The following is a 12,865-nucleotide window of genomic DNA, read 5'->3' on the forward strand; positions in this document are numbered from 1 at the left end:
CGCCCGGTTACATTCCGAACCCGGAAGCTAAGCCTCACAGCGCCGATGGTACTGCAGGGGGGACCCTGTGGGAGAGTAGGACGCCGCCGAACAATCTTTGGAGGACCCCTGGTCACCAGCGTTCAGCTGGGACCAGGGGTCCTTTTGTTTTTAGAATGCTTGCGGTACCGAAGACAGGAGTCACCGATGTCCACCAACTCTCCCGACGATCGACCGGAGCGCGACCAGCGGCGACGGGATGGTGGAGATCGCGGCGACCGCGGCGGCTTCCGTCGCGGCGGCGATCGTAACGACCGTGACCGTGGCGGCTACGTCCGTCGTGACGGCGACCGTGGCGGTTACCGCCGGGACGACCGAGGCGACCGGGGTGACCGTGGTGAGCGTGGCGGGGACCGTGGTGGGTTCCGCCGCGATGACAACCGCGGTGGGGGTTACGGCCGGCGCGACGACCGCCGTGACGACCGGCGTGGTGATGACCGTGACCGTGGGTTCCGGTCGTCCCCGTACCAGCGCGATGACCGGGACCGTGGGCCGCGTCGGGACGATCGGGACCGCGATCGTGGGTTCCGGCGCGACGACCGGGGTGACCGGCCGGCCTTCCGCCGTGACGACCGGCCGGCCTTTCGTCGTGACGACCGTCGTGATGACCGGCGTGACGATCGTCGCGATGACCGGCGTGATGACCGTCGTGACGACCGGCGTGACGATCGTCGTGACGACAACCGTGGCGGTGGCTATGGTCGTCGGGGTGACGACCGTGGTGATCGGGGTGGGTTCCGGCGCGATGACAACCGCGGTGGGGGCTACGGTCGACGTGATGACCGACGCGACGACCGACGCGATGACCGTCGTGACGAGCGGCGTGGTGACGATCGCGATCGTGGGTTCCGGCGCGACGACCGAGGCGACCGTCCGGCCTTCCGCCGCGACGACCGTCGGGATGACCGACGCGACGACCGTCGGGACGGTGAGCGTGGTGGGTTCCGGCGTGAGGACAGCCGGGGCGAGCGCGGTGGGTTCCGTGGCCGGGACGACCGGGGTGGCCGTGGGCCGCGTCGCGACGACCGGGGCGGTCGGCCCGGCGGCGGCTTCCGTGGCCGCGGTGGCGACGACCGGCGCGGTGGTGGGCGGTTCCGTGACGAGCGGGACCGGGACCGCGACCGCGAGCCGATCAAGCGGCTGCCGATCCCCGAGGACGTCACCGGCGACGAGATCGACAGGGACGTACGGCAGGAGCTGCAGAGCCTGCCGAAGACGCTCGCCGAGGATGTCGCCAAGAACCTCGTGATGGTCGCGCGGCTCATCGACGAGGACCCGGAGGCGGCGTACGGGTACTCCAAGGTGGCGCTGCGGCTGGCGTCGCGGGTCGCGGCGGTGCGCGAGGCGGCCGGATTCGCGGCGTACGCCAACCAGAAGTACAGCGAGGCGCTGGCCGAGTTCCGGGCGGCGCGGCGGATGACCGGGACCGTGGAGCTGTGGCCGCTGATGGCCGACTGCGAGCGGGGTCTCGGGCGCCCGGAGAAGGCGCTGGACATGGCGGGCGCGCCCGAGGTGCAGAAGCTGGACCGGGCCGGCCAGGTCGAGATGCGGCTCGTCGCGGCGGGTGCGCGGCGTGACATGGGGCAGCTGGACGCGGCCATCGTGACGCTGCAGAGCCCCGAGCTGGCCTCCAACGCCGTACAGCCGTGGACCGCGCGGCTGCGGTACGCCTACGCCGACGCGCTGCTCGCGGCCGGGCGGGAGCGTGAGGCGCGGGAGTGGTTCGCGAAGGCCGTCGAGGCGGACCGGGACGGCAGCACGGACGCGTCGGACCGGCTCGCCGAGCTGGACGGGGTGGAGTTCGTCGACGCGCTGGACGAGGACGCGGCGGCCGCCGAGCCGGGCGAGGACGACAACGGCGGCGGTCGGGACGACTGACGTCGGTGAGTGAAAGGGGCGGGATCCCGGTCGGGGTCCCGCCCCTTCTGTATGTCCGGACTCCTAGCGCCCGGGTCAGACGTGCAGGGCGCGCAGGACCAGGCCCGAGGCCGGTTTGGGGCCGAAGGACGTGGACTTGCGGGGCATCGTGACGCCCTGGCGGGCCAGGTCGCGGACGACTTCCTCGCGGACCGGGTGCAGGAGGACGGCCGTACCGCCGTCGTGTTCCGCCTTGGCGACGGTGGCGGCCGCGTCGTGGATGTAGGCGATGTGGGCCGGAGAGTCGGGGATGCGCCAGACGTGGTCGAGGAGGGCGGCGTGCAGGACGGTGGCGTCCAGGGAGCGCCAGGCCTCGGGACGGTCGGCGGGGACCGTGCGGTCGAGCAGGGCCGGGTCCGGGCGGTCGACCAGGTGGAAGGCGCCGTCGCCGGCGAGGAGGTAGGCGTTGCCCTCGCGGGCCGCGTCGCCGAGGGCGGCCAGGGCCTCGGGCAGGGGCGCGTCCAGGCGGCGTACGCGGAACAGGCCGTCGAGGGCGGCGAGCGCGTCGGTGACGGGCAGGCCGTGCAGGAGGCGGTGGATGGCGCGGACGCGCAGGGGGTAGCGGGCGGTGTCCACGAGGAGGACCAGGCCGTAGTCCCAGGGGCTGGGGGAGGGGTGCTCCGCGCGGAGCCGGCGGTAGGTGGCCCAGCGGTGGTGGCCGTCGGCGATCAAGGCCTGGTGGCGGGACAAGTCGGACTGGATGCGGGCCACTTCGGCGGGGTCGGTGACGGCCCACAGGCGGTGGTGGAAGCCGTCCTCGGTGGTGGTGGCCAGGAGCGGCGGCAGATCGGCGGTGCGTTCGATGACGGCGGTGGTGTCGGTGGCGGAGCCGTTGCCGCGGTAGGTGAGCAGGAGGGGCTCGAGGTTGGCCTCGGTGGCGCGCATCAGGGCGGCGCGGTCGGCGACGATGTGCGGCATGACGTCCTCGTGCGGCAGGACCACGCACTCCGACGGCTCGGAGACGCGCAGGGCGCCGATGACGCCGCGCTGCAGGAGGCCGGCGCCGTCGCGCTGCTCGTAGACGTAGAAGCCCGGCGCGGGGTCGGCGGTGAGGACGCCGGCGGCGAGCCAGTCGCGCAGGGTGTCGGCGGCCTGCCGGTTGCGTTCGGTGGGGGTGGCCGCCTGGGGCAGGATGAGGCGGACGATGTTGTGCGGGTCCGCGGACTGGAGGTGGAGCAGGCCGTCGGGGCGGACGACGACGTCGTACGGCGGGGATGTCACGGCTGCCAGACTGCCGACCCGGTCGGGGTCGTAGCGCAGGCCTCGGAACGGGGTGAGTTCCAGGCCTCGGCGCGTCGTTGCTTCCGAGTGACCTGCAGTGTTCATCCCGGCATCGTACGTGTGTCGGTGGCATGGGGGATGATCGGGGGAAACGAGCGCAGGCGGACGAGGAGCGGTGTGATGAGCCAGGGCGTCAGGACGCGGCCGGCGGGCAGTGAGCGGGTGCTGAGCGAGGCGTACGACACGGCGCTGCTCGACCTGGACGGGGTGGTGTACGCCGGGGGGAACGCGATCGCGCACGCGGTGGAGTCGCTGGCGGCGGCCCGCGAGGGCGGGATGCACCTGGCGTACGTCACGAACAACGCGCTGCGCACGCCGGACGCGGTGGCCGCGCACCTGACCGAGCTGGGGATACCGGCGGCGGCGTCCGATGTGATCACCTCCGCGCAGGCCGTGGCGCGGTTGATCGCCGAGGAGGTGCCGGCGGGCGCGCGGGTGCTCGTGGTCGGCGGTGACGGGCTGCGGGTGGCGCTGCGCGAGCACGGGCTGGTGCCGGTGGAGTCCGCGGACGACGGACCCGCGGCGGTGGTGCAGGGGTACGGCGGGCCGGAGCTGCCGTGGGGGCGGTTCGCCGAGGCGTGCTACGCCATCGCGCGGGGCGTGCCGTGGTTCGCGTCGAACACCGATCTGACGATTCCGGGGGCGCGGGGCATCGCGCCGGGGAACGGGGCGGCGGTGCAGGTGGTGCGGATCGCGACCGGTGCGGAGCCGCGGGTGGCGGGCAAGCCGTTGCCGCCGATGCACCGGGAGACGATCCTGCGGACCGGTGCGGAGCGGCCGTTGGTGGTGGGCGACCGGCTCGACACGGATATCGAGGGGGCGTTCAACGGCGGTGTCGACTCGCTGCTGGTGCTGACCGGGGTGACCGACGGGGCGCAGCTGCTGGCCGCGGCGCCGGAGCACCGGCCGACGTATGTGGACGCGGATCTGCGGGGGTTGCTGGCCGGGCAGCCGGAAGTGGTCGAGGCCGGGGCCGGGTTCCGGTGCGGCGGGTGGACCGCCACGGCCGGTGAGACGCGGCTGGAGCTGGAGGGGGACGGGGCCGCGCTGGACGGGTTGCGGGCGTTGTGCGCGGCGGCCTGGACGGCGGCCGGGGAAGGCGTGTGCGAGCTGGACGGGGAGAAGGCGCTGGCGCGGCTGGGGGTGTGAGTCGGGCGCCGTGGGCCGGGGCGTGAGCCGGGTGCTGCGGCCGGGGGCTGCGGGCCGACGGCGTGAGTGATGGCGCGGGTGACGCGCGGGTGCCGCGCGGGTGCCCGCACGGGTGTCGCGCGGATCATGATCGACGCGGATCTTGATCGAATGGGAGGGTAGGCTAACCTAACCTCGTGTTGGTTGAGAGTCCTCCCGAACAGCGCGCGGTGACCGCTCCCGCGCCCCCGAACCGCCGGGCGATACGCGCCGTCGGGCTGCTCGTCTCCGTGGCGATCCTGGTGCTCGTCGCGCTGGCGAGTATCGCGATCGGCGCCCGGGGGCTGTCCCTGGAGCAGGTCTGGCACGGCCTGTTCGAGGACTCGGGGACGTACGGCGACACGGTCGTGGCCGATCGGCTGTCGCGGACCCTGCTCGGTCTGCTGGCCGGAGCCGCGCTCGGTCTGGCGGGTGCCGTGCTCCAGGCGCTGACCCGCAATCCGCTCGCCGATCCGGGACTGCTCGGCATCAACGCCGGTGCCTCCGCGGCGGTCGTCACCGCCATCACCTTCCTCGGCGTCACCAGCTTCAACGGCTATGTGTGGTTCGCGTTCTGCGGGGCCGCGGCGGTCGGCGCGCTGGTCTGGTTCCTCGGGGGCAGCCGGGGCGCGACGCCGGTGCGGCTCGCGCTCGCCGGGACCGCCCTCAGCGCCGCCCTGTACGGCTATCTCCAGGCCGTGATGATCCTGGACGAGGCGGCGCTGGGCCGGATGCGGTTCTGGACGGTGGGTTCGCTGACCTCCGCGACCAACGACACCATCCTTCAGGTGCTCCCCTTCCTCGCGGCCGGCATGGTGCTCGCGCTGTGCCTGGCCCGGCCGCTGAACGCGATGGCCATGGGTGACGACACCGCCAAGGCCCTCGGCGCCCACCTCAACCGCACCCGGGCGCTGGCCATGCTCGCCGCCACCGTGCTGTGCGGGGCGGCGACCGCCGCCTGCGGGCCGATCGTGTTCGTCGGGCTGATGGTGCCGCACGTGGTGCGCTCCTTCACCGGCCCGGATCTGCGCTGGATCCTGCCGTACGCGACCGTTCTGTCACCGGTGCTGCTGCTCGGCGCGGACGTCATCGGCCGGGTCGTGGCCCGGCCCGCCGAGCTCCAGGTCGGGATCGTCACCGCGATCCTGGGCGGCCCGGTCTTCATCTTTCTCGTACGACGGCGGAGGACGGCCCAGCTGTGAAGACCGCACCGAAGAACGCAGCAGCGGCGAGCACGGCGGCGAGGTCCACCCGTGCCCTGCGCACCCCGGGCGGGCTGTCCGTGCGGCTGGACGTGCGGGCCCTCACCGTCGTCGTGCTGCTGCTGGCCGCCGCGCTCGCCGCGAGCGTCGTGCTGATCGGGACGGGCGACTTCCCGATCCCGGCCGCCGACGTGGTGCGGACGCTGCTGGGCGACGGCAACCCCGGACAGGAGTTCATCGTCAACGAGCTGCGGCTGCCGCGGGTCCTGGTCGGCCTGCTGGTGGGTGCCTCGCTCGGGCTCGGCGGCGCGCTGTTCCAGGCCATCTCCCGCAATCCGCTGGGCAGTCCGGACATCCTCGGCCTCGGGCAGGGGGCGACGGCCGGGGCGCTCGTGGTGATCGTGCTGTTCTCCGGCAGCGCGTCCGAGGTCACCATGGGAGCTCTGGTGGGCGGTCTGGTGACCGGCATCTGCATCTATGTGTTCGCCTGGAAGCGCGGCGTGCACGGCTATCGGCTGGTGCTGGTCGGTATCGGTGTCTCCGCGATCGTCACGGCCGTCAACGGCTACCTCATGACCAAGGCCGACCTGGTCGACGCCTCGCGGGCGCTGGTCTGGATGACCGGCTCGCTCAGCGGGCGGGACTGGGCCCAGGTGTGGCCGCTGCTCGCGCTGTGCGCCGTGCTCCTGCCGCTGGTCCTCGCCAACGCGCGCGGGCTGCGGATGATGGAGATGGGTGACGACATCTCCCACGCGCTCGGGGTGCGCGTGGAGCGCGTACGGATGCTGCTGATGGTGGCCGCCGTGCTGCTCACCGCGGCCGCGACCGCCGCCGCCGGCCCGGTCAGCTTCGTCGCGCTGACCGCGCCGCAGCTCGCCCGCCGGCTGACCCGCTCGCCCGGACCGAACCTGCTGCCGTCGCTGTGCATGGGTGCCGCCCTGCTGGTCACCGCCGACTGGGTCTCGCAGCGGGTCTTCGGCGCCGACCAGCTGCCCGTGGGCGTGGTCACCGGCGTCGTCGGCGGCGTCTACCTGCTGTGGCTGCTGGTCTCCGAACGCCGGGCCGGCCGGATATGAGCGCACCCCCCCCTGAACGAACGAAGGAGCACCGTGAACCGTCTGTCCGCCGAGAACGTCACCCTCGCCTACGACCAGCGCGTCATCGCCGAACAGCTCTCGGTGGAGATCCCCGACAACTCCTTCACCGTGATCGTCGGCCCGAACGCGTGCGGCAAGTCGACCCTGCTGCGGGCGCTGTCGCGGATGCTGAAGCCGAGCGAGGGCCGGGTGCTGCTCGACGGGCAGGCCATCCAGTCGATGCCCGCCAAGAAGGTCGCCCGCACCCTCGGTCTGCTGCCGCAGTCGTCGATCGCGCCGGACGGCATCACGGTCGCCGACCTGGTGGGCCGCGGCCGGTACCCGCACCAGGGACTGCTGCGCCAGTGGTCGAGCGAGGACGAGCGGGTCGTGCAGGAGTCCATGGCGCAGACCGGGGTCGCCGAGCTGGCCGACCGGTACGTCGACGAGCTGTCCGGCGGGCAGCGCCAGCGGGTGTGGATCGCGATGGCGCTCGCCCAGCAGACGCCGCTGCTGCTGCTCGACGAGCCGACCACCTACCTCGACATCCAGCACCAGATCGACGTGCTCGACCTGTGCGCCGAACTGCACGAGGAGCAGGGCCGCACGCTCGTCGCCGTGCTGCACGACCTCAACCACGCCGCCCGCTACGCCACCCACCTGATCGCCCTGCGCGGCGGCAAGGTGATCGCCCAGGGCGCGCCGAACGACATCGTCACGGCGGAGCTGGTCGAGGAGGTCTTCAACCTGCGCTGTCAGATCATCGACGACCCGGAGACCGGTACGCCGCTGGTGGTGCCCGCCGCGCGCACGGCACGCGTCCGGCAGGCCGCTACAGCAGCTTCCTGAGCCGGAACAGATCCATCAGGCCCGCCTCCAGCCTCACCCGGCCCGAACCCCAGGCCTTGGCGAAGTGCAGCCGGCCGTCGACCAGCGCGACCAGGTCGTCCCCGGTCATCGCGAGCCGGATCTGCGCCTTGTCGGCGGGCGGGCCCTGGACGGTGTCGCGCACCTCGATCCGGCCGCCGGTCATCCGGCCGGTGAAGGTGACGTCCAGGTCCGTGATGTGGCAGCTCACCGAGCGGTCCAGGGCCGCCGCCGCGCGGACGTCCCCTTCGGAGTGCCCCATGTTCTCCGAGAGCTTGTCGAGTGCGCTGCGGCACTCCTCGATCGTGGCCATCGGGATCGACGCTACCCCAGGGCTTCGGGGTAGCGTCGGGGCATGAACGACGACGTGCCCGTGGCGGGGGAACAGGAGCCGTCCGAGCAGGCGGAGCAGTCCGTGGCGGGGGCGCCCGGACCGGCCGTGACAGGGGCGCCGGGGCCGTCCGTGGCGGGGATGCCGGGGCAGCCCGAGGCAGGGGCGCCCGAGCAGCCGCTGGAGGCGAGGGACCAGCCGCCGGAGGAGCCCGCGTACGACCCCGCCGCCCCGGCCCCCCTCGGCGTGCCCCGCACGCCCACCGGCAACGCCGACGTCGACGCCGCCCTGGACCGGCTGGCCGACGCCGACCACCTCGCCACGGACGGACACGTGGAGGTGTACGAGGATGTACACCGGGGGCTGCGCGACGCGCTCACCGCGCTCGACGCCCGCCCGGGACCTCCGGCGCCCCCTTCGCCGTACGTCCATAGGAGCTGAACCGAACGTGGCAGGAGTCGCACGCAACCGTCTCGACGCGGAGCTGGTCCGCCGGAAGCTCGCGCGCTCGCGTGAGCACGCCAGCCAGCTGATCGCCGCCGGGCGGGTCACCGTCGGCAAGACCGTCGCGACCAAGCCCGCCACGCAGGTGGAGACCGCGGCGGCCATCGTCGTCACCGCCGACGACAGCGATCCCGAGTACGTCTCGCGCGGCGGGCACAAACTCGCCGGCGCGCTGAAGGTCTTCGTGCCGCAGGGCCTCGTCGTCCAGGGGCGGCGGGCGCTGGACGCCGGCGCGTCCACCGGCGGCTTCACCGATGTGCTGCTGCGCGCGGGCGCCGCGCACGTCGTCGCCGTCGACGTCGGTTACGGCCAGCTGGCGTGGAGTCTGCAGAGCGATGAACGCGTCACCGTCAAGGACCGTACGAATGTACGGGAGTTGACGCTGGAGGCGATCGACGGAGCGCCGGTGGATCTGGTCGTGGGGGATCTGTCCTTCATTCCGCTCGGACTGGTGCTGCCCGCGCTGGTGCGGTGCGCGCGGCCGGACGCCGATCTGGTGATGATGGTCAAGCCGCAGTTCGAGGTGGGGAAGGAGCGGCTGGGCAGCGGGGGTGTCGTGCGGAGTCCGCAGCTGCGGGCGGAGGCCGTGCGCGGTGTGGCCGGGAAGGCGTGGGAGCTGGGACTCGGGGTGAAGGGCGTCACCGCCAGCCCGCTGCCCGGTCCTTCCGGGAATGTCGAATACTTTCTGTGGCTGCGGGCCGGTGCTCCCGAGCTGGACCCGGCCGACGTTGACCGTGCAGTGGCGGAGGGGCCGCGTTGACATCGAACCGAGCTCGTACTGTTTTCCTGCTGGCCCACACCGGGCGGCCGGCGGCCATCCGCAGCGCCGAGCTCGTGGTCAAGGGGCTGCTCCGGTCCGGGATCGGGGTGCGGGTCCTGGAGGACGAGGCCCGGGATCTGCCGCTGCCGGACGAGGTGCAGCTGGTCAAGGAGGCGACCCCGCAGTGCCTCGACGGGTGCGAGCTGCTGATCGTGCTCGGCGGGGACGGCACCCTGCTGCGCGGCGCGGAGTTCGCGCGGGCGTCCGGAGTGCCGATGCTCGGCGTCAACCTGGGCCGGGTCGGCTTCCTCGCCGAGGCCGAGCGCGACGACCTGGACAAGGTCGTCGACCGGGTCGTGACGCGGGCGTACGAGGTCGAGGAGCGGATGACCGTCGACGTCGTCGTGCACAGCAACGGCGACATCGTGCACACCGACTGGGCGCTGAACGAGGCGGCCGTGCAGAAGGCCGGCGCGGAGAAGCTGCTGGAGGTCGTGCTCGAGATCGACGGGCGGCCGGTGACCGGGTTCGGCTGCGACGGGATCGTGCTGTCCACGCCCACCGGGTCCACGGCGTACGCGTTCTCGGCGGGCGGGCCGGTGGTGTGGCCCGAGGTGGAGGCGCTGCTGATGGTGCCGATCTCCGCGCACGCGCTGTTCGCGAAGCCGCTGGTGACCTCGCCGGACTCGGTGCTGGCGGTGGAGGTGCTGCCGCACATCACGCCGGGCGTGCTGTGGTGTGACGGGCGGCGGACGGTCGAGCTGCCGCCGGGCGCGCGGGTGGAGGTGCGGCGGGGGGCCGTGCCGGTGCGGCTGGCCCGGCTGCACCACGCTTCGTTCACCGACCGGCTGGTCGCGAAGTTCGCGCTGCCGGTGTCCGGGTGGCGGGGGGCTCCGCACTAGCGGGGCTCCTCACTAGCGGGGGCTTCGCACCGGTCGACGGGCGCCATCCGAGAGGGTGGTTCTTCGCCGTCGGCGGGTGCGGGTCGTTCGTGGCTGGTCGCGCAGCTCCCCGCGCCCCCGAGGCGGGGCCGCTCACGTGGGTGACAAGGGTGGGGCGGTCGCACGCGCGGACCCGGACCTCGTATGGTCTTGTCCGTGTTGGAGGAGATGCGGATACGGTCGCTCGGAGTCATCGACGACGCCGTGGTCGAGCTGTCGCCCGGGTTCACCGCTGTCACGGGTGAGACGGGCGCGGGCAAGACCATGGTGGTCACCAGCCTGGGCCTGCTGCTCGGTGGACGGGCGGACCCGGCGTTGGTGCGGATCGGGGCCGAGAAAGCGGTCGTCGAGGGGCGGATCGCGCTGCCCGGCGACGCCTCCGTGGCGCTGCGCGCCGAGGAGGCCGGGGCCGAGCTCGACGACGGGGCGCTGCTGGTCAGCCGTACCGTCTCCGCCGAAGGACGGTCCCGGGCGCATCTGGGCGGGCGGTCGGTGCCGGTGGGGCTGCTGGCCGAGCTGGCCGACGAGCTGGTGGCCGTGCACGGGCAGACCGACCAGCAGGGGCTGCTGAAGCAGTCCCGGCAGCGGCAGGCGCTCGACCGGTACGCCGGGGACGCGGTCGCCGTGCCGCTCGCCAAGTACGGCGAGGCCTACAAGCGGCTGCGGGCCGTCTCCGCCGAGCTGGAGGAGATCACCACGCGCGCGCGTGAGCGGGCCCAGGAGGCCGACATGCTGCGCTACGGCCTCGACGAGATCGCCGCCGTGGAGCCGCGCGCCGGGGAGGACGCCGAGCTGGCCGAGGAGGCCGAGCGGCTGGGGCACGCCGAGGCGCTGGCGTCCGCCGCCGCGGCCGCCCACGCCGCCCTGGCGGGCAATCCGGAGGACCCCGAGGGGGTCGACGCCTCGACGCTGGTCGCGGGCGCCCACCGGGCCCTGGAGGCCGTACGGTCGCACGACCCGGCGCTGGCGGCGCTCGCCGAGCGGATCGGGGAGATCGGCATCCTGCTGGGTGACGTGGCCGGGGAGCTGGCCGGGTACGCCGACGACCTGGACGCCGATCCGCTGCGGCTCGCGGCCGTCGAGGAGCGGCGGGCCGCGCTGGGCGCGCTGACCCGCAAGTACGGCGAGGACGTCGCCGCCGTGCTCGCCTGGGCCGAGCGGGCCGCCGCCCGGCTGACCGAGCTGGACGGCGACGACACGCGCATCGAGGAGCTGACCGCCGAGCGGGACGCGCTGCGCGCCGAACTCGGCGACCTCGCGCAGGCGCTCACGGACGCGCGCACCGAGGCCGCCGAGCGGTTCGCCGCCGCGGTCACCGCCGAGCTGGCCTCGCTCGCCATGCCGCACGCGCGGGTGTCGTTCGCCATCCGGCAGACCGAGGATCCCGAGGGCGTCGAGGTCGGCGGGCGTACGGTCGCGTACGGGCCGAGCGGTGTCGACGAGGTCGAGCTGCTGCTCGCGCCCCATCCGGGGGCGCCGCCGCGGCCCATCGCCAAGGGTGCCTCCGGAGGTGAGCTGTCCCGGGTGATGCTCGCCGTGGAGGTGGTGTTCGCGGGCACCGATCCCGTGCCGACGTATCTCTTCGACGAGGTGGACGCCGGGGTCGGCGGCAAGGCCGCGGTGGAGATCGGGCGGCGGCTCGCGCGGCTGGCGAAGACCGCGCAGGTGGTCGTCGTGACGCATCTGCCGCAGGTCGCGGCGTTCGCCGACCGGCAGCTGCTGGTGGAGAAGACGAACGACGGGTCGGTGACGCGGTCCGGGGTGAAGGTGCTGGAGGGCGAGGAGCGGATCCGGGAGCTGTCCCGGATGCTGGCCGGGCAGGAGGACTCGGAGACCGCCCGGGCGCACGCGGAGGAGCTGCTGGCGGCGGCCCGCGCGGACGCCGCCGGGTAGCCTCCCGGCCGCTCGCCGCCTCCAGGGGGCGTCTCGTCGATCAGGCCGGATCAGCGCCGGGAGCCGGTCATGACCGGCGAGGACACACCCTAGGGTGACCGGATGATCGTTTCGATGGGAATCTCCGGTCTCCTCACCCGCGCCGCCACCGCCGCCCTGCGCGCCCTCGCCCCCGGGGGCCGCGGCCCCTGGCAGCGGAGGAACTTCGCCGGCCGCACCGTCGAGCTGTACGCCGGTCCGGCGGCCGCCCTGGCCACCGCGGTCACTGCCGGGCGGGTGCGGCCCGCCGCCGGGGTCGCCGTGGCGGTCGCGGGGGCCTGCGGGGCGTACGACGACTTCGCCGGGGCGGGCGACCCGCGGCGCGGGTTCCGCGCGCACCTGGCCGCCCTGCGGGACGGCGAGGTGACCAGCGGCGCCGTCAAGCTGTTCGGGATCTGCGCCGCCGGGCTGCTCGCGGGGGCGCGGATGAGGGAGCGGCCGGTGGACAAGGTGCTGGCGGGGGTGGTGATCGCCGGCGCCGCGCACGCCGTGAACCTCGTGGACGTGCGGCCGGGGCGGGCCGCCGGTGCCGTACTCGCGCTCGGGGTGCCGGGGCTGCTGCGCGAGGGGCCGGCGGCGGAGCTGGCCGCCGCCGCGGTGGGGGCACCGCAGCCCAATGACGAGAAGTATTCGTTCGAGCAAGCTTTCAAGATTGAGAAACCAAAGTATAATGATTTGTGGGCGGGTATTCTTGTAAGTGGCGCCCGGTATTACTACGGCTGTGTTACATTCAACTAACGCCCATGACTTTGCAGTTCCTCGCCTTCTTCGCCGGCTATGTCGTCGTCTCCGCCATTGCTATCAAGGGTTACGTCGATGGATTTAATGGCGATGGCATCTATGGTGGT

The 12,865-nt window shown here is 73.4% G+C and carries 13 protein-coding genes and 1 rRNA gene; 12 read left to right on the forward strand and 2 right to left on the reverse strand.

The annotated features are described in order from the left end of the window. The 3 genes from rrf to AB0K92_RS32840 form a co-directional block, all read left to right on the forward strand. A 5S ribosomal RNA gene (gene rrf / locus AB0K92_RS32830) occupies positions 1 to 92 on the forward strand; the annotation flags it as partial. 146 nt (positions 93 to 238) lie between these two features. Next, complete coding sequence (locus AB0K92_RS32835) at positions 239 to 1,288, forward strand: hypothetical protein (RefSeq protein WP_365928935.1); 1,050 nt, start codon at positions 239 to 241, stop codon at positions 1,286 to 1,288. Next, positions 1,180 to 1,917 (forward strand): hypothetical protein, encoded by a 738-nt coding sequence (locus AB0K92_RS32840; protein WP_365928936.1) that lies wholly within the window; start codon positions 1,180 to 1,182, stop codon positions 1,915 to 1,917. Before AB0K92_RS32835 ends, AB0K92_RS32840 begins: the two co-directional genes overlap by 109 nt. Positions 1,918 to 1,992: 75 nt before the next feature. Here AB0K92_RS32840 and AB0K92_RS32845 read toward each other — a convergent pair whose 3' ends face one another. Further along, entirely contained in the window at positions 1,993 to 3,282 is a 1,290-nt protein-coding gene (locus AB0K92_RS32845) for a DUF1015 domain-containing protein (protein WP_365928926.1), read from the reverse strand. Positions 3,283 to 3,357: 75 nt separating this feature from the next. Here AB0K92_RS32845 and AB0K92_RS32850 point away from each other — a divergent pair, with 75 nt between their 5' ends. The 4 genes from AB0K92_RS32850 (at position 3,358) to AB0K92_RS32865 (ending at position 7,531) form a co-directional block, all read left to right on the forward strand. Next, positions 3,358 to 4,386 carry an HAD hydrolase-like protein gene (locus AB0K92_RS32850; protein ID WP_365928928.1) on the forward strand — a complete coding sequence of 343 codons (1,029 nt, stop codon included), beginning with the start codon at positions 3,358 to 3,360 and terminating at the stop codon, positions 4,384 to 4,386. A 176-nt stretch (positions 4,387 to 4,562) separates the two neighbouring features. Further along, positions 4,563 to 5,606, forward strand: a complete 1,044-nt coding sequence (locus AB0K92_RS32855; protein ID WP_365928929.1) for an iron chelate uptake ABC transporter family permease subunit — start codon at positions 4,563 to 4,565, stop codon at positions 5,604 to 5,606. Continuing rightward, positions 5,603 to 6,682, forward strand: a complete 1,080-nt coding sequence (locus tag AB0K92_RS32860; RefSeq protein WP_365928930.1) for an iron chelate uptake ABC transporter family permease subunit — start codon at positions 5,603 to 5,605, stop codon at positions 6,680 to 6,682. Before AB0K92_RS32855 ends, AB0K92_RS32860 begins: the two co-directional genes overlap by 4 nt. A gap of 12 nt (positions 6,683 to 6,694) precedes the next feature. Continuing rightward, the gene (locus AB0K92_RS32865; RefSeq protein ID WP_365928937.1) at positions 6,695 to 7,531 is read left to right on the forward strand and encodes an ABC transporter ATP-binding protein; all 837 of its coding nucleotides are present in this window, start codon (positions 6,695 to 6,697) and stop codon (positions 7,529 to 7,531) included. Here the strand turns inward: AB0K92_RS32865 and AB0K92_RS32870 are convergent. Continuing rightward, on the reverse strand, positions 7,515 to 7,862 hold the full coding sequence (locus AB0K92_RS32870; protein WP_365928931.1) for an SCP2 sterol-binding domain-containing protein: 348 nt from the start codon (positions 7,860 to 7,862) through the stop codon (positions 7,515 to 7,517). The genes AB0K92_RS32865 and AB0K92_RS32870 overlap by 17 nt on opposite strands. A 159-nt stretch (positions 7,863 to 8,021) precedes the next feature. Here AB0K92_RS32870 and AB0K92_RS32875 point away from each other — a divergent pair, with 159 nt between their 5' ends. The 5 genes from AB0K92_RS32875 to AB0K92_RS32895 all read left to right on the forward strand — a co-directional run bounded on the left by AB0K92_RS32875 (position 8,022) and on the right by AB0K92_RS32895 (position 12,755). Beyond that, positions 8,022 to 8,321, forward strand: a complete 300-nt coding sequence (locus tag AB0K92_RS32875; protein WP_365928938.1) for a hypothetical protein — start codon at positions 8,022 to 8,024, stop codon at positions 8,319 to 8,321. A 7-nt stretch (positions 8,322 to 8,328) separates the two neighbouring features. Continuing rightward, entirely contained in the window at positions 8,329 to 9,144 is an 816-nt protein-coding gene (locus tag AB0K92_RS32880) for a TlyA family RNA methyltransferase (RefSeq protein ID WP_365928932.1), read from the forward strand. Further along, entirely contained in the window at positions 9,141 to 10,046 is a 906-nt protein-coding gene (locus AB0K92_RS32885; protein ID WP_365928933.1) for an NAD kinase, read from the forward strand. The genes AB0K92_RS32880 and AB0K92_RS32885 overlap by 4 nt, the downstream gene beginning before the upstream one ends. A gap of 183 nt (positions 10,047 to 10,229) precedes the next feature. Then, positions 10,230 to 11,978: a DNA repair protein RecN gene (gene recN / locus AB0K92_RS32890; RefSeq protein WP_206313021.1), complete on the forward strand. Its 1,749-nt coding sequence runs from the start codon at positions 10,230 to 10,232 to the stop codon at positions 11,976 to 11,978. A 102-nt stretch (positions 11,979 to 12,080) separates the two neighbouring features. Further along, positions 12,081 to 12,755, forward strand: a complete 675-nt coding sequence (locus AB0K92_RS32895) for a hypothetical protein (RefSeq protein WP_365928934.1) — start codon at positions 12,081 to 12,083, stop codon at positions 12,753 to 12,755. Positions 12,756 to 12,865 lie beyond the last annotated feature (110 nt).

It is taken from the genome of Streptomyces sp. NPDC052687, from assembly GCF_040678395.1.
GTDB lineage: Bacteria > Actinomycetota > Actinomycetes > Streptomycetales > Streptomycetaceae > Streptomyces.

Bases quoted from the DNA above. Each gene is read 5' to 3' on its own strand.
- AB0K92_RS32895 (WP_365928934.1), top strand. From the start codon at position 12,081: ATGATCGTTTCGATGGGAATCTCCGGTCTCCTCACCCGCGCCGCCACC.
- AB0K92_RS32850 (WP_365928928.1), top strand. From the start codon at position 3,358: ATGAGCCAGGGCGTCAGGACGCGGCCGGCGGGCAGTGAGCGGGTGCTG.
- AB0K92_RS32875 (WP_365928938.1), top strand. From the start codon at position 8,022: ATGCCGGGGCAGCCCGAGGCAGGGGCGCCCGAGCAGCCGCTGGAGGCG.
- AB0K92_RS32835 (WP_365928935.1), top strand. From the start codon at position 239: ATGGTGGAGATCGCGGCGACCGCGGCGGCTTCCGTCGCGGCGGCGATC.
- AB0K92_RS32845 (WP_365928926.1), bottom strand. From the start codon at position 3,282: ATGAACACTGCAGGTCACTCGGAAGCAACGACGCGCCGAGGCCTGGAA.
- recN (WP_206313021.1), top strand. From the start codon at position 10,230: ATGGTCTTGTCCGTGTTGGAGGAGATGCGGATACGGTCGCTCGGAGTC.
- AB0K92_RS32870 (WP_365928931.1), bottom strand. From the start codon at position 7,862: ATGGCCACGATCGAGGAGTGCCGCAGCGCACTCGACAAGCTCTCGGAG.